We start from the raw sequence: 23,796 nt of genomic DNA, 5'->3' as shown, positions 1-23,796 counted from the left end.
CATGAATCCGATACGAATCCTTGTCGCGGAGGATCTCGACGTGCTGCGCGAGCATTTTTGCGAGCTGATCAGCCGTGAGACCGATATGACCGTTGTCGCACAAGCCTCCAGCGGAAAGCAGGTGCTGCAGCGCTTGCTAGAGCATCAAGCGGATATCGTCGTCATGGATATTGAAATGGATATGAAAAACGACGGAATTCTGACCGCCGAGAAGGTGCTTGCGCTGTATCCGCACATGAAAATTATTTTTCTGACGGTGCATGAAGATGATGAGACCGTATTTAATGCCTTTGAAACTGGGGCTGTCGACTATGTGCTGAAGACAAGCTCTCCCGAGGTCATCATCTCGAGCATTCGCAATTCGTACGACGGGATTGTGCAGATCCGGCCCGAATTTTCATATAAAATCAAAAATGAATTCTCACGCATCCGCCGCAACGAGGAAAGCTTGCTGAAAGCCACTATCATTTTGTCGCAAATGACCCCTACCGAGCTGGAGATCCTGGAGCTCCTTCTTAAGGATATGAAAATCGCGGAAATCGCCAAGCACCGCCAGGTGGAGCTGTCTACGATCAAAACGCAAATGAATGTGATCCTGAAAAAGTTCAACAAAAAAAGGTCCAAGGAAGTCACTGCGATGCTGCGGGAGTTAAATGTACAGCACCTGATCCACAAAGTTAGAGGCCACAGCTAGCCAGCCTTAACGCAGCCGGGCACGGCTGTCAGGCGACTGAAAGGACCTATTATACGAAAAATGCGAAAGGTAAGGTGGGGTGTCCCCTGTAGGAGCGATAGCGTTCGCCTTTGTTCTCGGGAGATCCCCGCTAATAAGCGAATATAATCAAAATTTCCCGAGAACAACAGCGACCGGAAGGGGATACCCCACCGGGTACCAAAGCCATTTTCAGATCTATGGGTTTTTCAAAAGACTCGCAGCAAGGAACGGCTGCGATCTTTTTTATCCAAAAGCATTGACCCCAAATAAGGTTCAGTGATAAGATTGAAAAAATTTACCTATCATCCCCACCAAAATAATCCAAGGAGGAATGAATGAAGTGGCCACGTATTACTTGGAACCATCCCGCACCTTCAGCGAATTTCTGTTAATTCCGAATCTGACGACCAAGGACTGTACCCCGGCGAACGTTCGCCTGAGAACACCGCTCGTCAAATACAAGGAAGGCGAGGAGCCGGCGATATCCCTGAATATCCCGTTCTCATCCGCCGTTATGCAAGCCGTATCCGACCACGGGATGGCGATCGCTTTAGCCCGGTGCGGAGGCATTTCCTTCATCTTTGGTTCGCAATCTATTGAGGAAGAAGCCGAAATGGTTCGCAAGGTCAAAAGCTATAAGGCCGGCTTTGTTGTCAGCCGCTCCAATTTGACACCGGACCATACACTCCAGGATGTGCTCGATTTGAAGGAAAAAACCGGTCATTCCACTGTGGCCATTACCGAGGACGGCACAGCCAGCGGCAAGCTGCTCGGGATTGTCACGAGCCGCGACTATCGTGTCAGCCGCGACCCTCTCACCAAGCCTATCCGTGATTTTATGACACCCTTCTCGACGTTAATTTACGGCCAATCCGGCATTTCGCTATCCGAAGCCAACGATTTGATCTGGGAGCATAAGCTGAACTGCTTGCCTATAGTCGATGAACAGCAAAAGCTGGAGTATCTCGTATTTCGCAAGGATTATGACGCTCACAAGGAAAATCCGCTGGAGCTGCTGGACAACAACAAAAGCTATATTGTAGGAGCAGGCATTAACACCAAGGATTATACGGAACGCGTCCCTGCCCTAGTTGAAGCCGGAGTGGACGTTCTGGTCATCGATTCCTCCGACGGCTACAGCGAGTGGCAGCGGGAGACGATTCAATATGTGAAAGCGAATTTCGATGTCAAAATCGGCGCAGGGAATGTCGTCGACCGGGAAGGCTTTTTGTACTTGGTTGAATCCGGTGCAGACTTTGTCAAGGTCGGAATCGGCGGCGGCTCCATCTGTATCACCCGGGAGCAAAAAGGGATCGGCCGCGGACAAGCCTCTGCCATTATGGAGGTCGTAGAAGCAAGAGATCAATACTTCAAGGAAACCGGCATTTATATTCCTATTTGTTCTGACGGCGGTATCGTTCACGATTACCATATTACGCTGGCATTAGCCATGGGGGCCGACTTTGTCATGATGGGAAGATATTTTGCCCGCTTCGACGAAAGCCCGACCCGCAAGCTGAGAGTCGGTAACAACTTTGTCAAGGAATTCTGGGGAGAAGGCTCCAATCGCGCGCGCAACTGGCAGCGGTATGATACCGGCGGCAAAAGCAACCTGTTGTTCGAGGAAGGTGTCGATTCGTACGTCCCTTATGCAGGCAGCCTGCAGGAAAATCTGGACAAAACGATCGGCAAAATCAAATCGACCATGTGCAACTGCGGAGCCACCAGTATTAAGGAGCTGCAGCGTGTAGCTCGAATTACGCTTGTTTCGGCGACAAGCCTCGTAGAAGGCGGCGCTCACGATGTCATTCTGAAGGAAAGCAGCCTTTCTGAAGATAGCCATTGAGGAATGGAATAGCAAAAAGGAGGGGAGCTGTCAGTGACTGTCCCCTCCTTTTTTTGACATGATGGAATTTCGTGCCCTTGCGCAAAGCACCTGAATCTGCTCGAAGCCAAGGTCCCGCTTTGTGGGGTTATTTTTCGTTCAATCCTACTGTCCTACGACTTTAAGAAACGGATTCGCCATCAGGAACTTGTCGGCTGGTGTAACTTCCTTCAAATTGCCGTTTTGCACGAACAGCTTCTCCAGGTTTTCATACCATTTTTTTGCGGTCCCGTCCTTGAATGCATCCGCAACACGCTTGTTATCGAGCCATCCAACGCATCGAGCTGCATTCTCAAAGATTCCTCCGGCACTTGCGTATAAGCCGCCGTCATTTTTACCGCTTCGTCTTTATTTTTGAGCTTGTAATCGGTGGTTTTGGCAATCGCTTTCAGAAAGCTCTCGACCAGCTCAGGCTTCTCCTGCAAAAACTTCGGATTCACAACCCAGCTTGCCGGGAAAATATAATCCGGGAAGAAGTCGCTGTTATCTCCGAGCTTCACCATATTTTCCTTGCCTACCTGCTTCTCGATTTCCAGCGTGTAGGGAGACCAGATGGCAACGGCATCCACTTTGCCTGCAACATAGGCAGATACGGCTCCCGCTACATCCATATTGACGATATTGACGTCGCTAGGCTTAAGACCGCCTCTTTCCAGCCCCAAATTCAGCACCATTTCGCCGGACGTTCCTTTGGGAACACCGATCGTTTTGCCCTTCAAGTCCTTCCATTCCTTGATGCCGGATTTTTTCGTCGCGAATACCATATCGCTCTTGCCGAGGCTCACGATATCGATGATATGCCCTTTGCCCTGCGCTGCAAGGAAGGTGGCACCGGGTCCGATGTAGGCGATATCAATATCGCCTGAAGCCATAGCCTGAAATTCCGGAGGGCCGCTCAAAAATTTGACCGCATTGACGTTAATACCCGCTTCCTTGAAGAAGCCCTTCTCCTCCCCGATCACGATAGGCGTAGCACCGTTCATATCCGGCATATAAGCCACGTTGATGGTTGGCGTCTTCCCGGTTGGCTTATTAGGCTCAGGGGCTTGAGCCGGGGACGTACCGCCTCCGCCGCCGCCCGAAGAGCAAGCGCCGAGCAGCAGCGTCAAACCGAGAACAGCAGACAGAACAGGAATGGATTTCCGTTTCAGAAGCATTGGAATCTCTCCTTTATAAGGTTATTTTGCCACTTCCAGATATTCGCGATACACCTTGGACCAAATCTCGTTCTTGATCTGAACAAAACGTTCATCGAGCTTCGTCGCTTGATCTCTCGGATAAGGAATGTCCACATCGATAATTTCCTTGATTCGGCCCGGACGCGCGCTCATAATAATGACCTTTTGAGCGAGAATGACGGCTTCCTCGACGTCGTGAGTGATGAAGAAGCAGGTCTTTTTCTCCGTCTGCCATGTTTTGAGCAGCTCCTCCTGCAGCTGTGCTCTCGTCTGCGCATCCAGAGCGCCGAACGGTTCATCCATAAGCAGTACTTCTGGCTGCACCGCATACGCCCGGGCAATAGCGACACGCTGCTTCATTCCGCCGGACAGCTCCTTCGGATAAGCGTGGGCAAAATCCTTCAGACCGACGATTTCCAAATATTTTTCGGCCGTTTCTCTCCGCTCCTGCTTGTTAAGACCGCGAAGCTTCAAGCCGAACTCGACATTTTTCAGAACGGTCTTCCAAGGGAACAGCGCATACTGCTGGAACACGACGCCGCGTTCCTTACCGGGTCCCTTGACCTCCACGCCGTCTACCTTGACCGAGCCGGATGTAGCATCCTCCAGCCCGGCGATGATATTGAGAAGGGTCGTTTTGCCGCAGCCGCTCGGACCTACTACACAGACGAATTCATTTTGACCAATGGTTAAATCGGTGTTTTGCAGTGCCGTGACATCCCCCGTTCTCCCTTTATATACTTTCGAGAGCTGGCGTATTTCAATTTTGGGTGGCACCGACGCTGCTGCATTGCTTTGCTTTTCTAGGTGTTGCGCACTTCCTGCCATCCGGTTAGCCTCCTCTCTAAAAAGAGCACCAATTTATCCATCGCCAAGCCGATAATGCCAATGACAATGATGCCTAAAATTACGACTTCCATGCGGAAGTACAAGCTCGCCTCCATAATCATGTTGCCCAGCCCCTTGTTCGCACCCGTTAACTCGGCAGCTACCAGCGTTGTCCAGGCGGCGGCGAGACCGAGCCGGACACCGACCAATATATAAGGAAACGAGGCTGGCACGATGACTTCAAAGAAAATGTCCTTATCTCTCGCTCCCAATACCCGGGAGGCCCGAATTAAGGTCGGATCGACGTTGCGCACGCCCTGAAAAATCGAAATGACCATAACCAGAAAGGTCGATACGAAAATAACGGTGACTTTGGCAGACTCGCCGACGCCCTGGGCCACGATGACCAATGGAATCAAGGCGATGGGAGGAATGGTACGGAAAAATTGGATCCATGGCTCCACGACCGAGCGAACGACACCGTACCAGCCCATCAGGAAGGCTACGGGAATCGCTACGATAAGACCGAGCGAGAAACCGCCAAGCACCCGGAACAGGCTGGCTCCCACGTTCGTCCACATTCTTCCGCTGGCCGCTTCGGACACGAAGGTCTCGATGACGACGGTCGGATTGGTAATGATGGCGCCTATGGCCGGTATCGCCGACAGCAGATACCACACGGCTATCCCCACCACGATGGAGATGACGGTAAGCATCCAGTGCGGTAATTTTTTCATGATGTGACCTCCTAAGAGCTTTGGGAAAGATCTAGCTTTCTTCGACAACTCAAGTCTGTTGAAAAACCTATGGGGCTAGAACTATTGCCAATATACTCCGGTGGGATATGCCCCTCCGGCCGCTATTGAAACCCGTGAATAGTGATTAGATTTAGCGGTATTTTCACAGGTTTCAAAGGCGGACGTAAACTCCTCCAAGGCATACCCCACCTCCATATTTAGCGATGTTCACGCAAGCAAGGTTTTTCAACAACCTTAAGCTTGCTTGGAAAAGCCCAGTCGCATTAATCAAAAGCTTAAAGCTTTCAACGGAAAGCTCTTCTGCGATATATTGTAGTCCTAGCCGTCGTAAGCCGGCTGAATGGCTTCCCTGCAGTAAGTGGTGCGCAGCTCATTAGCCGCCTCGCGCCAGCCCTTCTGATCCAGTCTTCGTACCCAATCGTCGACAGTCAAGTATTTCCAAGGGCCGGTCTCGATGACTTTTTGAAGCGGATCGGCCTTATAGCCCGGCTTGCGGACCTGCTCATGCTGCCACTGGGACAAGCGATGATCCATCTCCTTGACGATCTCGGGATACTGCTCCGCTACATTCCTGGTTTGGTTAGGGTCATTCACCATGTCGTACAAGGTGACTTCCTCAAAATGAAGATACAGGCCAGGATGGTAGGTGCGGATAAAGTACCAGCGTTCATCGCGCACTGCTCTTTGACAAACATACAGCGCATGATCCATCACCAGGTAGTCCCGGCCCTGCCAATGCTCTCCCTGGAGTGCAGGGAGAAAGGACTTGCCGTCCCAGCCGGAAGGTACCTTCAGACCGGCCATATCAGCAATTGTTGCGATGACATCCACATTGTAGACAAACCCGTCAATCGCCTTGCCAGGGTTCGGCATGCCGGGAGCCTTGATGATCAGCGGCAGATGGTGCACCGCTTCGGTAGCGCTTGCATGTTCGATGTAAATCCCCTGCTCACCCATCGATTCGCCGTGATCGGCACTTATAATAGCTGATCCCGCCGTCATAGCCGTCTACGGCATGCTTGAAATCGTTACGATTCGCGATTTGGCCGGGCATGGTTGCCGGGTATTTGTCCCCCCAGTGCAGGAACGGAGCCGACCGCGGGAAGCTGTGCTGCTGCTGGGAAGCTATCGTGGCTTCATCAGGAAAAGCTTTAACCGGGGCATCCTTCCACTGTTCCATATATTCGATGGGATAGGTATAGAACGTATGCGGATCCCAGTACTGAATGTGCAGGAAGTAGTTGTCTTCCTTTCCGAATTGCTTCAGCCATGGAATGACGGACGCATTGACCTCATCGGCATTCTCATTGCCTTCCTTAAGCGAATGGGTATGCACTTCGTTCCAGCCGGCAAAATACCACCAGGCATGGTGACGGTCTCCGAAGGAGGAGAACGTAACCGTTTTCATTCCTGCTTCACGCAAATACCGGGTAAAGAACGGAATTTCCTTGCTATGCCCGTCCCCTTCCGGATATTGGAACTCCCCTCCCGGTCCCCAATGAGTTAAAGCCCCATGATGGATCCCGAAGCGGCCGGATATGAAGCTGCCCCGTGAAGGAACACAAGGAGAAGACGCACAGTAGCAGCTGTTAAACCTTACCCCTTCCGACGCGATTTTATCGATATTAGGGGTCGTATTCCGGTGATAGCCGTAACAGCCCATATGATCCGGTCTAAGCGAATCGATATCCAAATAGATGATTCTCATGAATGCGCTTACCTCCTGTCTATGTTTCGTTCGTGAGATACTGTTATTATAGGGGAGGGAATCCGCTCTCAAAAGGTTGAACTATTTTCAACCTTTTTTATGCATAACAAATAAGCTAACCGCGGCGTCCGAACGGTTAGCTTATAAAACCAGCGCTGCCCACAGCCATATGCTGTGGGCAGCGATCTATGTTAAGGGGGGTCGATTTCTATAGTAAAGCACAATTATTAAAAGAACCTGAACGTAAGATTATGTTAACATTAAAATTCTATTCTGCAGGTCCTCTTTTTCCGCCATTGAATGAAAGCTGCCTGCTATTGGGAAGGAATAGAGAGGAATAGAGCCCCTTCCGTGTTCATAATGAGCAAGCTACTCACTAAATAGCTCGCCCAGCACCGCCTTCCTGTTCTCCAAAAACCGGCGGGTGACAATATAATGCAGCGTCTCTTCATAGCGGATCGGCGCTACCGGAGTATGATCAAAATTCAATATTTGAGCATCCGGGTAGCCCAGTAAAATCGGAGAGTGTGTCGCCACGATAAATTGCGCCTCCTTCTCCAAATCCTTCATGATCCGGAGGAGCGCCAATTGCCGGGCGGGCGACAACGCGGCCTCAGGCTCATCCAGCAGATAGATAGCCCGTTTGCCGAAGCGGTGCTGGAATAGCGACAGGAATGCCTCTCCATGGGACTGCGCGTGCAGCGAGCGGCCGCCATAATACTTCAAGCTTTCCGGCATCTGGTCAATATGGCTTGCGAACTGGTAGAACGTCTCTGCCCGCAAGAAAAAACCGTTCGTTATCTTAGGCATCCAGGATAACCGGATATAATTGCCCAGGGAGGAGTCAGACGCATCGACCTCATAAACATTATTCCTCCCTCCTCCTGCGGTATTAAACCCGCATTGGTAAGCGATAGCCTCCAGCATCGTGGATTTGCCGGAGCCGTTCTCCCCGACAAAGAAGGTGACGTTTCCCTGGAAAGCAATCGACTTTGCTCCACGCAAGGCCGGGATACAAAATGGATAGGCCGCTTCATTCGGGAACTTCTCTTTCATGATTTCAACGCTTCTCAGAAACAAGAGATAATCCTCCTCCCATCATCTATGCTCAATCGATCAAGAACGTATGTTCCATATTATACCGCAGCTATGTTCATTTGGAAAGAAGCATCCGAGCTAATGTGTAGTCGGCATACCCTATATCCGAGTGGCCATTCCTTGTTCACGCTCACAGAAAGTCTAGTTTAGATCCGAAATTGAGCCGTCCTGTCAGAGAATATGAATAGAAAACCGCTCCTGGAGGCCTCCTCCAATTTAAAGGCTCAAGTTCTTGTCCTTTGTCCAGAACAAAAGGCCATTTTCAAATTGATCGGGCATAATCAATATCTTTCCTCTCAGTAAATATTGTCTTGAATTCATCTTAATCTTTACAGTAAACTCTAAAGCAAGAGGTTCTTGAACCCCGCTATTACATTAGGATTATCCCTTACTAATCAATTACTCAAGTCACTAATATGGATATGAACGACGGAAAAAGTTAGAGTTTACTTTAATGGCAGGAGGAGAAAGAAATGTCCACGATTAAAGAAATTTCGAAGGAAACCGGGATTTCCCCCTATACTCTTCGTTATTATGAACGGGAAGGTATCCTGCCGCACGTTAAGCGAGATTCGAGTGGCAATCGATCGTATGACGAAGAGAGTATGGAATGGTTGAATTTTATTTTGGCTCTGCGGGCGACGGGCATGCCGCTTGCCGAGATCAAGCGATATGTGGATTTGTACCAAGAAGGCGAGAGCACGCTTAAGATACGTAAACAAATGATGCTTAAGCATAAGGAAGAAGTGGAGAAGGACCTCTCGGAAACGATTAAATATTTGGAGCAAATCAATTACAAGCTGGCGTTATACGATCTGCAGGAAAAAGGAATAACCAAGATGCTGCCCTAGATCGATCGTTTTGCAATATTTCTCTCTAAGTGGAGCGCGTTCACTGGTTGGTGGGCGCGCTTTTTTTGGGTGTATCCATTAGAGTAAACTATAAAGAATTTTGTCTTATTCATTTCCATATCACTCCACTTTGTGTGAATAACCACGTAATTATAGGGTTTTTCACCTGCACAAATGATTTATTAGCCAGGGCTTGACTTATAGTAAACTCTAATTGATAACCTAGAATCAAGCCAGCGATGAATGGCTAATAAATGAACAAAGGGGAAGTACACATGAATACAAAAGTAGCAATCATCACAGGCGCAAGCAGCGGAATGGGGGCGGCTACGGCCAAGCTTCTCGCTCAACACGACATTAAAGTCATGCTTGCCGCTCGCCGGGAAGAGCGATTGCAGCAGCTGCAGGAAGAAATCCGCAATGCTGGAGGCGAAGCCAGCTACAAGGTGACTGACGTCACTTCGCGTGCCAACGTTGAAGCATTGGCGGATGAAACCATTCAAACCTATGGACAAATCGACATCTTGATTAATAATGCCGGGATCATGCCGCTCTCGTTCTTCAGGAATTTAAAGGTTGACGAATGGGAACGAATGATTGATGTGAACATTAAAGGTGTCCTCTATGGGATGGCAGCAGTGTACAAACATATGGAAGAACGCAATGAGGGACATATTATTAATTTCTCCTCCATTGCAGGGCACATCCTCTTCCCGTCGAGCTCTATTTATAGTGCTACCAAGCATGCCGTTCGGGTGTTAACGGAAGGCATGCGAACCGAACTAGGGGCCAAACAAAATATTCGGACGACCCTCATTTCCCCTGGGGCAGTAGAAACCGAGCTGTATGATACCATTACGGATAACTCGATTTATCCCGCGCTCGAGAAATTGGGGAGTCAGGAATGGAACCAACTTGACCCTAACGACATTGCCAAAACGATATTGTTTGCAATCAAGCAGCCGACTAACGTGACGATTAACGAGTTGATTGTCCGCCCCACATCGCAAAGCTTATAAAACGATGCCGCCCAACTTCCATTAGTGGTGAAGTTGGGCGGCGATTTCATTTACTACATAATTTTTAATTACGTGAAACACAAAAGAAGACATCCTTGGCAGGATGCCTCCCCCCTATAAATCAACTGCTCAAGCTTCTCCCCCGCGGCATGTCGGGAAGCTCATTTACAGAGACAATAGCCTCTGATTTTTTCTTGGGCCGCTTCCAATACTGCTCGTTTCCGGGCAAATCATCGAACCAGGCTGCATCCTTGGGGCAGTCCATTATCATGAATTTTCCGTATTGATCTTCGCGGGACTGATGATATTTTAAATAAGCCTTGCCGTTCTCTATCGCCAAAATTTCGATTTTTCCGGACGTGTGGCTCATGGATAACCGGATTCTTTTTCCCAAGCCGGAGGTTCTTGCTTTAGCCTGCTCGACAATCCAGTACACCTCCTGCAGCGAGAGGACAAAATCGCGATTCCCCGCAACGGGACGATTAATAAAGAAATAATAAGGAGTCACGCCTGCCCACGAGAGCTTGTCGAGCAGCTCGGCCAAGACGGCCGGGTTATCATTGATTCCTTTAAGAATCGGCGTTTGATTGACGACGATAGCACCCGCCTGATGCAGCGCCTCGAAGCCCCGCTTGGCTTCAGGTGTAATCTCGCGAGGATGGTTGATATGAGCCATAATATAAATGCGCTTGTCGGCTGTGGAATATTGGCGAATGGTATCAAGCAGCGCCTCATCCTCATAAATTCGCATCGGATTAAACACGGGGATTTTGGAGCCCAGCCGTATAATTTGCACATGCTCGATGGCTCTTAGCCGTTCCAGGATAGAGGCAAGCTTCGGCGTAGCAAGAATCAGGCTGTCCCCGCCCGTTAGCAGCACATTGTTGATTTCGGGATGGGCGGCGATATAGTCCAGGCCCGGATTGACATCGGACATCGCTTCCTTGACATCGTTACGAAACAACCGTTTGCGGAAGCAGTACCGGCAATAGGCACCGCACACCTCCGATACGATGAGCAGCGCCGTCGTCTTATACTTATGCTGGCACCCGGGGACCACATAGTTCGTATCCTCGTCGGATGCATCCCAACGGCCGTATTCGGACAATTCCCCATCATTCGGAATGACCAGCTTTTTGATAGGATCGCTCGGGTCGCTCCAGTCTATCAGCTTCAGGTAATAATCGTTCACGCGAAACACGAACTTATCCGTTATTTGCTGCAGTTTCTTTCTATCCTGCTCCGGGATTTCCGTGATTTTGTTAATATCGGTAATATATTTCGGTTGCGGCATGGGGGATCCTCCTTGAATTGACAGATTGTTTAGGCTGCAGTGAACCTACTTTCCTGCGGGCTTGGCTTCCTCCTTACATTTTTGCCTGTACTAACTGAATGTCTGGCAGCATCCCTCCCTCGCTCTTAATATGTTTTTACCATAATGAGTAAAATTTTATAATTATTGGTTTCGATAACAACAAAAAGACCCGAGCAGCAACAGGGCCTTTGTACTTTAGACTGCTTGCATACAGTCCGGTACAACGCCGACTATCGCTCTATTCGGGTCCATTCAGCCAAAATAAAAAGACCCGAAACCACGGGTCAATGAATGCAATACAGCATGCATAAAAATTCAATTTGACCCATCCACTGCTGACGAGGTTAGCTGCCGGGCTCGGGAAAGATGGTTCCCTACATGCAAATCATGATTCGCCCCAAAAAGTGGTTCCCCCGCTTTCCGATGAATAAACCGGAAATTAAGCGTATTCTTATAATACACTACGGCTAGGGTTGAGTCAAATTGTATCAGGATAATTTTGGGATCGCAACGGCTTCATTGCTCTCCCAGTACAATATCCCACGGGGTACATTGTCCTAATGAAAAGAGGCAGCCCCGGCGATCGGGACTACCTCAAATGTACCGTTTAGTTCAACGTCTTCAAAAACCGCTTGGCCTGGCCGCCCGGCGTTTCGAATAACTCATACACATTGACCGATATCGGGAATTCGAACTGCTCGCTCTGAATATTATTCGTTACAATATTTTGAATGCCGCTGACCAGCCTCTGCGCTCCGGTAAAGCTTCCATCCGCCGTTCCCAGCACACGGCCCAGCTTGTCGACGACCTCAAAATGCAGCTTGGAGAAATTGGAATCGACCACCACATTTTCCGCCTGCTTGATCTCCAGCTCCAGCTTCATTTTATAGGAGTATGAGCTGTTGGTAGCCAGGTAGTTCGTGCCTACCGTGGAATTAACCAGCCTGATGTCAAAAGGATACAGCTGCATCGTATCGGAATCCGTCTCCTTCTGCAGCGCCGTTTGTACGGAAGCGACAGCGACTTTGTACGGAGCCGCCGTCTGGCTGTCGAGCAGCCTCAAGACAAGCCCCTCTCCCGCTTCGGTTTGCGGCACGTTAAACGCATAGCTTACGACATAGCTCAGCCCCGGATTCATTGAAGCGGATACCTCCGTCTGGCGAACACCGGAATAGGCTGCACCGCCGCTGCCCACAAGCTCCGCATCAAAGGCGGGTATCGGTATCGGCTTATCGCTTGTGCTGGTAAGGATAAACTTACCGACCGCCGTTTTGTAGCCTTCTCCCGGATTCTGGGTCATATGAAGCTCCATCAGCGACACCTGCGTATGATCCAGAATTTTGGAGAGAGGGTCTACCGCGATCGGTGTTCCCATAGCATAAGCCGATGACACAGCGGAACCGGCTTGATTCCCGTAAGGCAGCGAGACGGCCACTCTGCCGATGTCGATAGCGACTCCCGCTTTCCCGCTTGTTCCGGAAGCTTGAGAGCCGCTTGCCTGAGAGCTTGCAGGCAGGAACAGGTCGGTTGTCATAACGAGCAGCCGGGCCGGATTTACATTGCTTTCGAGCGGAATCGCAAAATGAATATATTGCTTCTCCCCGGGCTCCAGCCCGACCGCATCCTTTTCCGTCCTTACGCCGGTGTACGTCTTCTCTGCACGCGCATCGATTCGAAAATCTGGAATCGTTTCCCGCCCTCCGGCTGGATTCTCAGCCAAAAGCGTAACGACCGCTACGGGCCCTTTCTCCGTATTCTGTCTCTCATAACCGACCGGCGTATAGGTCAGGTCGGAGTTGATTCCAGGGATAGAGAAGGCTGTTCCCCACGCTAGTTCCTTGCCGGGAAGCGCGCTCCCGGTTGACGGGTACCATACTTCCGAGCCAAGCGGAAGACTCAGTAAGACGGTCTCCGCCTTAGGATAAGCATAAGGATCGACCTTCACAAAGGACAGTCCGGCAAGCTTCATTGAAGCCTTGCTGTCCACCGTGCTCATGTAGACCAGCTCGCCAATCTCCATAGGCTTGAGCGCCTTTTTGTTATCCGAGCTGGCATCCAGCGTGTATTCGACGCCATCCTGCGTCTGTACCCGAAGCTCGTAATCCGGTATGCGCTGCTTCGCGGAGGCTCCGTTATACAGCCGCACGGTAACGGCAATACGGCTGCCGTCCGGCGTAGACTCTACGGAGACGCTTTTTACAGCAGCCTGGATCGCCTCCGTCAAATGGTTGCTTACCGCCTCCTCGGCAGATGCGGCAGAAGCCGCAGGAAGCTGGATGCCTCCCTGCATGAGGAGTGCTGTTCCCAGCACGACAGACGCCAGCGTCTTTTTCCATCGTTTGCTCATATGTCATGACCCTCGCTTTCTGATTATTTCGCCTTCTGCTGCTCTTGAGGAGCCGCCCCTGAAGGGGCAGGCGTTGCCTGGGTTGCAGCTTCGACTTTTTGCCCGTCCTTAAGCTGATGCTGGCCGGTCGTGACGAGCTTTTCGCCTTCCTTCACGCCTTCCAGCACTTCCTGATACGAGCCGTTGATTCTGCCGAGCTTTATTTGGCGCTTCTGGTACGTATCTCCTTGAAGGACGAACACATAGGTTCCGCCCTCTTCGCGGATAATGCTCAACGTCGGCACAACAACGACCTTCTCTTCATCCTCCGTCGTCAATTGAACCATGACGCGCGTTCCCGGGGTGATGCGATGGTCCGGGTTCGCTACCTCTAGCTCCAGCGTGTACGTTTTTGTCTGGGCGCTCATTACCGGAGCCAAGTAACTGATCTTGGCCTTCCCTTTATGATCAGGGTCGTCCGGACTGTAGAACACAAGCTCTTGTTTATTTTTGACAAGCTGCATATTCGTCTCGCTCAACTCGGTCTTAATCTTAACTGGATCGATTTGGAGCACCTGTCCCAGCTTGGAGGCCGAGTTGACGGTTTGGCCCGTTTCCGGCGTGAAATCAGTCAAAATGCCGCTGACCGGAGCCTTGACATTGTAATTGTCCAGCGAGCGGATCGAATCCTCCAGAGCCAGCTGATTGGTTTCGGCCTGCGTTTCAACAGAAGCAATCGTATTGTTATTATCGTTGGCGGCAAGCTTATTCTTGGCCGAATTCAGGGCCATTCGCGCATTATCTACCTGCTGCTGCGCTTGCTCCAGCTGATGGTCCGTCGCATTGCCGGAATCGTAATCATTACGCATCTTGTTATAATCCTGCTCGGCATTTTTCAAAGCGACCTCCGCTTTTTGCACCGCATCCGCCAAATCCTTCCGATTATTGACCTGATCGTCCTTGGCCTTTTGCAGAGATTCCTGGGAGCTCCTTACCGCGAGCTCGTTTTTCCGCTTGACGGATTCCGCATCCCTGCTGTCGATTCGGAACAGCACATCGCCCTTCTCCACGTAATCGCCGCGTTTTTTCAGCACCTCGATCACTTCGCCGCTGGCTTTGCTCACGATATCAATAGCCGTTCCGGCGGAAATATCCGCAACCTGCTCGGTCGGGCTGGCTATCCGCTGCTTCGTGATCGCCTCGGTCTTCACCGCTCTGACCTTAAGCTGCGCTTCCGCCATTCCCTTAGGTCCCCCGGGAGCCGAACAGCCGGCGGCCATTGCCGCCACAACTGCAGCCAATGTCATTACAGCCAGCACGCGTATAGGGCGAATCTTTGATTTTCTACTGCCCGCACTGATCCTTTTCATTGCTTTGCCTCCTCCATGCTTTTGCAAATCTCTATCTGATCTATAAGAATCACGCTTTTTGGATTTCTCAGAAGACCTATCCTTCCAGAGTCCCCTCATGGTTCATCGGAGGGTTCCCTCTATGGATTTTCCTCGAAATATACGCCTTAACTTCCTCTATAAGCTCATAAACGATCGGAACGACAATCAGCGTAAGAATCGTCGATGTCGTCAGACCGCCGATAACAACGACCCCGAGGCCCTTGCCGATCAGGGCTCCTTCTCCGGACAGCCCCATTGCCAGCGGGATCAGTGCCATAATCGTGGCACCCGCCGTCATGATAATCGGCCGGAAACGAACCTTACCCGCTTCAATCAAGGCATGGCGCACCGTATAGCCTTCCTCGCGCAGCTGCTGGGCGCGGTCGATCAATACGATGGCGTTCGTCACTACGATCCCGATAAGCATCATAAAGCCGATCATGGAGGTGACATTGAGAGCCTGTCGGGTTATGACCAGCCCGATCAGACCGCCGATTGCGGCCAACGGAAGCGAGAACAAGATCGCGAAAGGCGCTGCGGCATTTCCGAAGGCAAGGACCATAACCAGATAGACCATAAAGACGGCAACAGCCATTGCCATGAATAATTGCGTGAAACTCTCGTTAATGTCCTCATTAACCCCTCTGACTTCCGGGGTTACGCCGTCAGGAAGCTCAACCGAGCGCAATGCTGCAGATACCTTGGCGCTGACAGCATTTTTGTTTTCCGCCTTAATCTTTGCGGTTACTCTTACGAGCTGCTTCTGATCGTCGCGCCCTAAGGAAACGGCGCCCGGTACAAGGTTGATCTTGGCTACCTCTTTCAAATAGACGACAGACCCGTTCGTTCCGGTTAACGGAATATTGCCGAGCTTCTCGAGCGAGTTTTTATCGGATTTATCCATGGAGATCGTAGTCGTGTAAGTCACTCCGTCCAGCTTTAAGTCGCCGAGCCTTTGCTTCTGTATCCAGTTGCTCGCCGTTTCACGGACCGTAGCTGCCGTCAGGCCGAAGGCGCGGGCTTTCTTCTGGTCGACGGCAATTTCAACCTCTGTTTTCCCGTCGCTCAGGCTATCCTCAATCTCGCTTAGCTCCTCGAACTCCTGCAGCTTTGCTTTGACGATAGCTGCCGCCTGCTCCAGCCGGTCCTGATCCTCCCCTTTCAGGTTATAGGAGAAGTCGGTGCCGGATACGCCGTTACCGCCGCCTACGCCCCGTGGCTGCACTTCCGAGCCTGCTGGAAGCTCAGAGAGAAGGAACTGCTTTACCTGCTGCATCACTTTGTCGGGATCCACATGCTCGTTCACCTCGACGTAGATTTGGGAAGCATACGTCACCCGGTCGGTGCCGCTGCCGTTATATCCAGCCAAGCCTTCTACGTAGGTGAACAACGGATTCCCTTGGCTGTCCTTCTCATCCATCAGCAGCTGCTCAAGCTCCTGTGTCTTCGCATTCGTAGCCTCGAACGCCGTTTCATTAGGCAGCTTCAACACGAAATACATCGTCCGGGAAGGCTTGCCGTCCGGAAGGAAGGAGACCCCAAGAGCCGGAATCGTTGCAGCCAGAGTGACGATGAATAGCACCGCAGCCATTAGTAGCGATTTGATCCGGTGCTTTAAGGACCAATGCAAAATGTTCTCATAGGTTTGCATAAACTTGCCTTGCGGTGCTTCCTCATGGGAATGACCCTTACCGATTTTGCTTCTCAATACCAGCAGCTTGGCCAGCATCGGAATGACGGTCAGGGCTACCAGCAAGGAGGACAGCAGAGCACAAGCGAGCGTGATCGCAAACGGACGGAAAAATCCGCCGACCACCCCGCTGACCATCCCGATCGGAGCGAAGACACCGACTGTAGCCAGCGTCGACGATGTGATGGCCATCGATACCTGCTTGGTCGCAAGCATTATCACGGATTCATTGCGTTTCTGCGCTTTTTCCAGGGAGGTGTATATGTTCTCGATAACAACGATCGAGTCGTCCACAACCCGTCCTACGGCTATGAACATCCCGCCGAGCGTCATCGTATTGAGTGTTAAACCAAGCTGCCACATCAGCAGAAGCGTGATAAGAATGGACAGCGGAATCGACACAAGCACGATTAGCGTCATCCGCACATTGCGCAGGAACAGCAAAATCATGAACGAAGCAAGCAGCGCTCCGACCACGCCTTCACGAAGCATGCCGTTGATCGATTCTCTGATTTCATCTGCGCTATCATAGGTTGTTTTGAAAACCGCGTTAGGTATGGTTGTCTTCCATTGTTCCTTCAGCTTCTCAACGGAATCGGAGAAATCAACCGCGTTGGCATTTCCTGTTTTGTACAAAATCATGGAAATGGCCGGTTTGCCGTTGAAGCGCCCGACAAAATCCGACTCGGTGATCGATTTCACCTTGGCGACCCGGTCCAGCGTAATAACGTTACCCTTGCCGCCTGTAATTTCAATTTGCTCGATATCGTACACACTCTTAATATCGCCTGTAACCCGAGCGCTTTTATCGTTGCCGCTTACTTCCACGGTACCGATCGGACTTTTGGTCACAGCTGCCCGTATGGCCGAGGTGACTTGGTTCGGAGTCAGGCTGTAGGCGTTCATGGCATCGGCATCCAATTCGATATCCAGACTGGTATCCCGAACCCCGATGGAATCCAGGTGGTCGATGCCTTTGATCGATTCCAAATCCGGCTTGATCGTATCTTCATAGAGCTTATCCAGCTCGGTCTGACTCATTCCATTCTCCGCATTGGCTACCAAATAAATGGAAGGCATCGATGCCGCACCAAAGGTCGACGCCTTCGGCGTGCCTGCTGAATCCGGAAGCATGACTTCCTGCAGCAGACTCTCGATATCCTGTTTCTTTTTATCGGTGTCCACGTTCTGCTTGAACTGGAGCAAAATTCTGGAATTATTCTCGCTCGAGGTCGATCTCATCGAATCCAGATCCTCGATGTTGGCCAGCTTTTTCTCCAGAGGCTCGGTCACCTGCTCCATAACGTCCTTCGGCGAACCCGTGTAGGTTGCGCTTACCATGACGATAGGGAACGATACATTCGGCATGTTCTCTACCTTAAGCTTGCTTGTCGCAAAAACGCCGCTTCCGAACAAGAGAATCATGATGATGAACAAGGCCGATACATTTTTCATGGAAAACTGGGTTAATCGGTTCATTTCAGCACTCCCCTCGGTCCTTTCCTGGTTTCTTATTTCTATTTTTTTGCGTACGAATTCTAGCATAATATGGCAATATGAACTCAATATGAATTAACTGAAAAAAAAGCACGTACTGCCCTTTCTTGGAAAAAATAAAAGGCCGTCCGTTGGGACGACCTTTACTTTTTTACCCGTCAAAGCCTCGAATAACCTCTATCGGAATAGGCGGTAATAACCTAAGAGAAGGCCTTCTTCTTCATCACGCCGGGCAGCATGACTTTAAATACAGAACCTTTGCCCGGCTTGCTGTCTACAGTAATTGCACCTTGATGCAGCTCAACGATCTTCCTGACGATCGATAAGCCCAGCCCGTTGCCGCCTACTTCCCTCTGCCTGGCCCGATCGGCCTTATAGAACCGGTCAAAAATATGATGGATTTCTCCCTGCGATATGCCGATTCCCGAATCATGCACCGTCACCTGCACCCGGTCGACCAGCAGCTCCAGCTTCACCTTGATTTTGCCGCCTTGCGGTGTAAATTTGATCGCATTGCTGAGCAGGTTGATCCATACCTGACTGAGCTGGTCCTCGTCCGCAATCAGCATGACGGGGGGAAGAGCCAGCTCCATCTGCAGCTGCTTGGCGCTCCAGATCGGCTCCTGTGATACGATGATCCGGCGAATTTGCTCGTCAAGACGATAAGCTATGGGGTGAAACGGATGATGCTCCGATTCCAGGGACGCCAGGCTGAGCAGATTGTCGCTTAACCGGGACAGCCGTTCCGATTCCTTCATAATGATCTCCAAATATTGATTACGCTCGTCTTCGGGCAGCTCGGTATAGCGAATGAGCTTGGAGAACCCGGCGATCGACGTTAACGGTGACTGAATCTCATGGGACACGCTGGAGACAAAATCCTGCCGCATCAGCTCAAGCTGCTTCAGCTCTCCAGCCATATGGCTGAAGCTTCGGGCCAAGTCGCCGACCTCGTCCTTGCGGTCCAGCCAGCTGAAAGTAATGTCGAAATCCCCTTTCGATATACGCTGAGTAGCCTGTGTCAGCAATTTCAGGGGCTTTACCAAATAACGCGCTGCAATAAGCACACATACGCTTCCTATAATTAAAGTAACGGCGAGTACGGTAATCAGAATGAATCTGAAATTGTCCTCCGTATTTCGCACGACCGGACGAACGAAGATCGCATAGCTATTGCCGTTGATTTTAAACGGATAGCCTACGTACTGCTCGGAGGGCTCCCCGGATTGTCTGGCAGCCTGACCGTTCAATACTTGCTGCACCACTGATTCCGGCAGGCTTACCCGGTCCTGTCGGGTACCGAACTCGCTCTTATTCAGCTTCGAATCATATAGCGTGACGAAGTACCTCTTGGCCCAATGAAGGTTATGTAAATAAGCCTCCATATCCGTGCCTCTCATTTCCTGGAAAATAGCGACCATATCCTCCGACGCATTGTATAAATCCTTCTGCATTTCCGATTCGAACAGGTCTCTAAACCAGTAATTCGATGCGTAAAAAGCGATGCATAATCCCAGGATGACCGACACAATGAAGGTCAGTGCGACTCGAACATAAAGGGACCGGATCATAGGGTAAGCTCCAGTTTGTAACCTAATCCGCGCACCGTCACAATCGAAAAGTCGGAAGCCTCCTCGGTAAATCGCTCCCTAAGTCTCCTGATGTGAACGTCCACCGTGCGCTCTTCCCCTTCATAATCCATCCCCCATATTTGATCCAGCAGCTGCTGCCTTGTAAACACCCGGTTCGGCTGACCCGCCAGCGTGAACAGCAGCTCGAACTCCTTCCGGGGCAGGGTCTGCCTTTTGCCGTGCCGGTTCACCTCGAGATTTTTGCGGTTCAATTCCGTCTCTCCGATCACCATGACTTGGGAGGTGTTTATCCGGTACCGCTTCATCAGCGCTTTGACCCGCATGGCGAGCTCCATCGGATCAAACGGTTTGACCACATAATCGTCGGTACCGAGCTGGAAGCCCTTCACCTTATGGGCGGGCTCGCTCTTGGCCGTGACCATCAGCAGTGGCAGATCGGGATACCGGCTTCGCACTTCCCTGCACAGCTCCCATCCGTCCATCAAGGGCATCATAATATCTAGAATGACCAGATCGACTCTTGTCCTCTCCAGCAGCTCAAGCGCCTCCAGGCCATTGCCGCTGTCCAGCAGCTGCATCTCTTCGTTGCGCAGAGCCACCTTGATCAGCTGTCTAATAAAAGGATCATCATCCACAATTAACACTTTAGTCATCATCGTTCCCTCTTTCATGGATACACAGGACTGAAGCGCTTCGACTTTCTATATTCAATGACACCCCGCTTCTTAAATTCAAAAGACGGATGCCGTAGTTTCCACGTATGTAAGTTTGAGGCGCATTCCTATCCTATTGTATCATATCGGACGAATATGAACTGAATATGAACAAAATGGGGGTATGTGGCGATCTGTTTCCTCAATTGGATGTTATGCTGAGCCTTAATTTATTTCAGTTAGTCTGAAACCTTTTCCCCTGCTGCGGTTTCTAATTTATTGAGGTGAATACAATTCATGGAAGACTCATTAAAGTACTTGACCCGAATGGACGACGAGACGTTACGTCAGCTTATGCAGACCTACGGGCAGGATGTATGGAATTATGCCTATTTAATAACGAAACGACACGACGCCGCAGACGATATTTCCCAGGAAGTATTTGTGAAGGTCTATACGCATATCTGCCAATATCGCGGTGAATCCAGCGTAAAAACATGGATTTTATCCATCACGCGGAATACATCGTTCAATTACAGGCGTTTGGCATTTTTCCGTAAGGTGTTGTTGACCGGCTTCATACGCGCTCCGGGTACTGAAGCTTCAGCTGAAAAGCAGGCTATGGACTTGATACTAACCGATAGCTTGTGGGAATCTGTTATGCGGCTCCCCAAAAAATACCGTGAGGTATTAGTGCTGGATGCCCGCTACGATATGTCGCTAAAGGAAATTGCCCGGCTTCTTGGCATCAGTGAAGGAGCGGTCAAATCCCGGCTGTATAGAGCAAGAGCCAAAGTCAGTGATTCCTTAAAGGAGGATGTGGAATATGGAACCATTTAAACCGGATTGGTATCGTCGCTTACAGAGCGGACCCTTTTCACAAAAAACCTTTACCCAACGGTCCATGCTTGCTGTTGAAGAAAGGGTCAAGCAAACTAACCTCTCGCGGATTCGACTAACCCGGATCACAAGCGCTGTAATCCTCGCTGCAGTTATCGCGATCTTAAGCTTTTCCCCATGGAAATACGTCTTTGAAGCTAGACATGCTGCAGAGCTTACGGAGAAGCAGGTCTTATCACGGGGGGAGGCAGAAGAACCCGTCATGGTCGAAGATATTTCGGGGGAACATTGGAAAGGAAAAATGCTGCTTGTACCCGACCCAACCTCCATCCGGGTTGTCACGACGTCCAAACAGGAATCTGGAGAACGGATCACTGACATGGTCCGGCGGACCGGAGCCATTGCGGGGGTTAACGCGGGGCATTACGTGAAATCCGACGGAGGTTCCGGCGGCGGGCTGCTTCCTTCTGGCGTTGTGGTGTCGGATGGCAGGGTGCTCTTTGTGGATAAGGATACCAAGAAGTATCCGATCGCAGGATTTACGAATGAGGGAAGCCTGGTTATTGGTTCCTATACCATGGATGAGCTAAAGGACATGCAGATCAAAGAAGCAGTATCGGCGTTCCCGCGGATCATAGCGAATGGCAAGCCTTTGATTACCGGAGGTGATTATCATTGGGGTCAAAATCCGCGAACGGCCATCGGGCAAAAAGCAGACGGAAGTGTGATCTTTGTAGTCATTGAGGGGAGGCAGAGCAATAGCCTCGGAGCTACCTTGAAAGAAGTTCAGGATCTGTTGATCGATCAAGGCGCGATAAATGCAGGGCTTCTGGGCGGAGGGGCCTCCTCTGAAATGGTCATTCAAGGCGAGCTGGTCACCCATTCGCCCCAAGAAAGTGGAGAGATGGAGCTCCCTACAGGATTTCTCGTTTTTGAAAAGCCTGATGAAGTCAAGGTCGACAGCCCTTGGACGGAGCCCCCGACACCATAAACATAACCGAGATCGCTCTTCGGCCTAAAATATACAATTTTCTTCAGAGTACTCCCTCTTCTGAAAAAGGAATATCCCCTCCGCAGTAGAATAGAATATTCAAAACTCTCTTAAAAACAGAAAGGAGATTATTCATGCCGCAAGAGCAAAATTACCATAATCACAAAAGAGTTCATCCGCTGTTCCACTTCATCGGCGCGCCCTTGGCCCTTATTACCCTTATCGGCAGCGTGGTGTATCTCATTACTTCGTTCTCCTGGGTTTCTGTACTTACCGTTCTCGCTTCGATTGGTCTATTGGTTACCGTTATCCTGACCAGAACCTATGCTGCGAAGCTGCAGGACCGCATCATCCGCGGCGAAGAGAACTTCCGCCATTATCTGCTGACAGGCAAGCCGCTGAATCCGCGTCTTACCATCAGACAAATCGTAGCGCTGCGTTTTGCCGGTGACGAACAGTTCCCCGCGCTATGTGAGCAGGCGGTCAATAAGAGCCTAACGCCAGCCGATATTAAGAAGGCAATCACCCAGTGGAGAGGCGATTTTTACCGGGTATAAAGACGGTTGAACTTCGGATCGCTGAATGGTTCTTATGCCTTAGCCAAAATGAAAAGCATCCCATGAACGCCTTGGCGTGCACGAGATGCTTTTTTTATGCGCTGCTTGCCTCATTGAAAATTACCGTGCCTTCTCCATTTCAACAATAGCATCGACGGCATTAATGGGGTGCAGCGTCCCCTTGAATGCAAACGAGGTTTTGCCCGTTTCCTCCGATACGACAAGAACGAGCGCATCCGTAACTTCCGTAAGGCCTATCGCTGCCCTATGGCGGGTGCCGAGTTTTTTGTCTACGGCAATATGGGATACGGGGAGAACGTTCGCCGCCGATACAATACGGTCAGAGCGGACCAGCACCGCCCCATCGTGAAGCGGACTTCCCGGGAAGAACACAGATTCCAGGAGCGAGCTGGTCAAGGTCGCTTCGAGGGGAATACCGGAATGCAGGAACATGTCCAGCGGATCTTTTCTTTCCACTACAATCAGCGCCCCGTGTCTTCGCTCAGACAAGTGTTGGATGCTGACGGACAGATCCAAATAGTTATTCGTAAAGGAGGACAAGTAGCACTGCAAATAAAAGGAAGCCGCTATCGACTCCATCTTATTGAACGAATCCCGAATCTCATCAAACTGGCTTAGCAAGCAATGGTCTTCGTTATTGATATCTTCCAGGCTGCGGTGAATTTGGTCCGCGATTTGCTTCAAATGCAGTTTAAGCTCTTCTTTCATGGGGGACACATCACAATTGATCTGCAGCATTTTATCCACCTCAAATCATGAAGCTATTAGAAAAAACGGGAGCCCTTGCTAAAAAAGCAACAGTCATAATATGCTCATTCCTTCCATCAAGTATTACATGATTGTTTCCAACGCAGCAGCTTATTGACAGCTGGCGATTCGTACT

At 50.5% G+C, this 23,796-nt stretch carries 20 protein-coding genes and 1 riboswitch; of the genes, 7 read left to right on the top strand and 13 right to left on the bottom strand.

Annotated features, from left to right (window positions below; all coding sequences use genetic code 11):
• The first annotated feature begins 1 nt into the window (after window position 1).
• Window positions 2-694, top strand: coding sequence for a response regulator transcription factor (locus tag GGC63_RS08455; protein ID WP_079912288.1), 693 nt, complete (start codon window positions 2-4; stop codon window positions 692-694).
• 361 nt (window positions 695-1,055) lie between these two features.
• Window positions 1,056-2,561 (top strand): IMP dehydrogenase, encoded by a 1,506-nt coding sequence (locus GGC63_RS08450; protein ID WP_192701912.1) that lies wholly within the window; start codon window positions 1,056-1,058, stop codon window positions 2,559-2,561.
• 209 nt (window positions 2,562-2,770) lie between these two features.
• Here GGC63_RS08450 and GGC63_RS08445 read toward each other — a convergent pair whose 3' ends face one another.
• From GGC63_RS08445 to GGC63_RS08425, 6 genes are all read right to left on the bottom strand, one after another.
• Window positions 2,771-3,757: an ABC transporter substrate-binding protein gene (locus GGC63_RS08445; protein WP_192701911.1), complete on the bottom strand. Its 987-nt coding sequence runs from the start codon at window positions 3,755-3,757 to the stop codon at window positions 2,771-2,773.
• A 21-nt stretch (window positions 3,758-3,778) separates the two neighbouring features.
• A complete protein-coding gene (locus GGC63_RS08440) occupies window positions 3,779-4,606 on the bottom strand; it encodes an ABC transporter ATP-binding protein (RefSeq protein WP_192701910.1) in 828 nt (275 codons plus the stop codon).
• Window positions 4,582-5,343: an ABC transporter permease gene (locus GGC63_RS08435; protein WP_079914887.1), complete on the bottom strand. Its 762-nt coding sequence runs from the start codon at window positions 5,341-5,343 to the stop codon at window positions 4,582-4,584. The genes GGC63_RS08440 and GGC63_RS08435 overlap by 25 nt, the downstream gene beginning before the upstream one ends.
• A gap of 339 nt (window positions 5,344-5,682) precedes the next feature.
• The gene (locus GGC63_RS34405; RefSeq protein ID WP_225948054.1) at window positions 5,683-6,366 is read right to left on the bottom strand and encodes a sulfatase; all 684 of its coding nucleotides are present in this window, start codon (window positions 6,364-6,366) and stop codon (window positions 5,683-5,685) included.
• A complete protein-coding gene (locus GGC63_RS34400; protein ID WP_225948053.1) occupies window positions 6,314-7,072 on the bottom strand; it encodes a sulfatase in 759 nt (252 codons plus the stop codon). Before GGC63_RS34400 ends, GGC63_RS34405 begins: the two co-directional genes overlap by 53 nt.
• A 369-nt stretch (window positions 7,073-7,441) precedes the next feature.
• Window positions 7,442-8,152 (bottom strand): AAA family ATPase, encoded by a 711-nt coding sequence (locus GGC63_RS08425; protein ID WP_192701909.1) that lies wholly within the window; start codon window positions 8,150-8,152, stop codon window positions 7,442-7,444.
• A 491-nt stretch (window positions 8,153-8,643) separates the two neighbouring features.
• On the opposite strand from GGC63_RS08425, the gene GGC63_RS08420 reads away from it, so the two are divergent.
• Both GGC63_RS08420 and GGC63_RS08415 read left to right on the top strand, forming a co-directional pair.
• Window positions 8,644-9,021: a MerR family transcriptional regulator gene (locus tag GGC63_RS08420; RefSeq protein ID WP_192701908.1), complete on the top strand. Its 378-nt coding sequence runs from the start codon at window positions 8,644-8,646 to the stop codon at window positions 9,019-9,021.
• A gap of 275 nt (window positions 9,022-9,296) precedes the next feature.
• Window positions 9,297-10,040: an SDR family oxidoreductase gene (locus GGC63_RS08415; protein ID WP_192701907.1), complete on the top strand. Its 744-nt coding sequence runs from the start codon at window positions 9,297-9,299 to the stop codon at window positions 10,038-10,040.
• A 121-nt stretch (window positions 10,041-10,161) separates the two neighbouring features.
• Here the strand turns inward: GGC63_RS08415 and GGC63_RS08410 are convergent, their stop codons facing one another.
• The 6 genes from GGC63_RS08410 to GGC63_RS08385 all read right to left on the bottom strand — a co-directional run bounded on the left by GGC63_RS08410 (window position 10,162) and on the right by GGC63_RS08385 (window position 20,504).
• Window positions 10,162-11,334, bottom strand: coding sequence for a KamA family radical SAM protein (locus tag GGC63_RS08410; RefSeq protein WP_192701906.1), 1,173 nt, complete (start codon window positions 11,332-11,334; stop codon window positions 10,162-10,164).
• Window positions 11,335-11,672: 338 nt separating this feature from the next.
• A riboswitch (cyclic di-AMP (ydaO/yuaA leader) is annotated at window positions 11,673-11,811 on the bottom strand.
• Window positions 11,812-11,962: 151 nt separating this feature from the next.
• Window positions 11,963-13,702: a hypothetical protein gene (locus GGC63_RS08405; RefSeq protein ID WP_192701905.1), complete on the bottom strand. Its 1,740-nt coding sequence runs from the start codon at window positions 13,700-13,702 to the stop codon at window positions 11,963-11,965.
• A gap of 23 nt (window positions 13,703-13,725) precedes the next feature.
• On the bottom strand, window positions 13,726-15,051 hold the full coding sequence (locus GGC63_RS08400; protein ID WP_192701904.1) for an efflux RND transporter periplasmic adaptor subunit: 1,326 nt from the start codon (window positions 15,049-15,051) through the stop codon (window positions 13,726-13,728).
• 76 nt (window positions 15,052-15,127) lie between these two features.
• Window positions 15,128-18,241: an efflux RND transporter permease subunit gene (locus GGC63_RS08395; protein WP_192701903.1), complete on the bottom strand. Its 3,114-nt coding sequence runs from the start codon at window positions 18,239-18,241 to the stop codon at window positions 15,128-15,130.
• 218 nt (window positions 18,242-18,459) lie between these two features.
• On the bottom strand, window positions 18,460-19,830 hold the full coding sequence (locus GGC63_RS08390; protein ID WP_192701902.1) for a sensor histidine kinase: 1,371 nt from the start codon (window positions 19,828-19,830) through the stop codon (window positions 18,460-18,462).
• The gene (locus GGC63_RS08385; RefSeq protein WP_192702244.1) at window positions 19,827-20,504 is read right to left on the bottom strand and encodes a response regulator transcription factor; all 678 of its coding nucleotides are present in this window, start codon (window positions 20,502-20,504) and stop codon (window positions 19,827-19,829) included. Before GGC63_RS08385 ends, GGC63_RS08390 begins: the two co-directional genes overlap by 4 nt.
• Before the next feature lie 297 nt (window positions 20,505-20,801).
• Here GGC63_RS08385 and GGC63_RS08380 point away from each other — a divergent pair, with 297 nt between their 5' ends.
• From GGC63_RS08380 to GGC63_RS08370, 3 genes are all read left to right on the top strand, one after another.
• The gene (locus GGC63_RS08380) at window positions 20,802-21,344 is read left to right on the top strand and encodes an RNA polymerase sigma factor (RefSeq protein ID WP_192701901.1); all 543 of its coding nucleotides are present in this window, start codon (window positions 20,802-20,804) and stop codon (window positions 21,342-21,344) included.
• The gene (locus GGC63_RS08375; protein ID WP_192701900.1) at window positions 21,331-22,335 is read left to right on the top strand and encodes a phosphodiester glycosidase family protein; all 1,005 of its coding nucleotides are present in this window, start codon (window positions 21,331-21,333) and stop codon (window positions 22,333-22,335) included. The genes GGC63_RS08380 and GGC63_RS08375 overlap by 14 nt, the downstream gene beginning before the upstream one ends.
• A gap of 134 nt (window positions 22,336-22,469) precedes the next feature.
• Window positions 22,470-22,892: a DUF6526 family protein gene (locus tag GGC63_RS08370; RefSeq protein ID WP_192701899.1), complete on the top strand. Its 423-nt coding sequence runs from the start codon at window positions 22,470-22,472 to the stop codon at window positions 22,890-22,892.
• 120 nt (window positions 22,893-23,012) lie between these two features.
• Here the strand turns inward: GGC63_RS08370 and cdaS are convergent, their stop codons facing one another.
• Complete coding sequence (gene cdaS, locus GGC63_RS08365; RefSeq protein WP_079914871.1) at window positions 23,013-23,651, bottom strand: sporulation-specific diadenylate cyclase CdaS; 639 nt, start codon at window positions 23,649-23,651, stop codon at window positions 23,013-23,015.
• Window positions 23,652-23,796 lie beyond the last annotated feature (145 nt).

This window comes from Paenibacillus sp. OAS669 (genome assembly GCF_014873645.1).
Lineage (GTDB): Bacteria > Bacillota > Bacilli > Paenibacillales > NBRC-103111 > Paenibacillus_S > Paenibacillus_S vulneris.
This window is presented reverse-complemented; position numbering and strand designations above follow the sequence as displayed.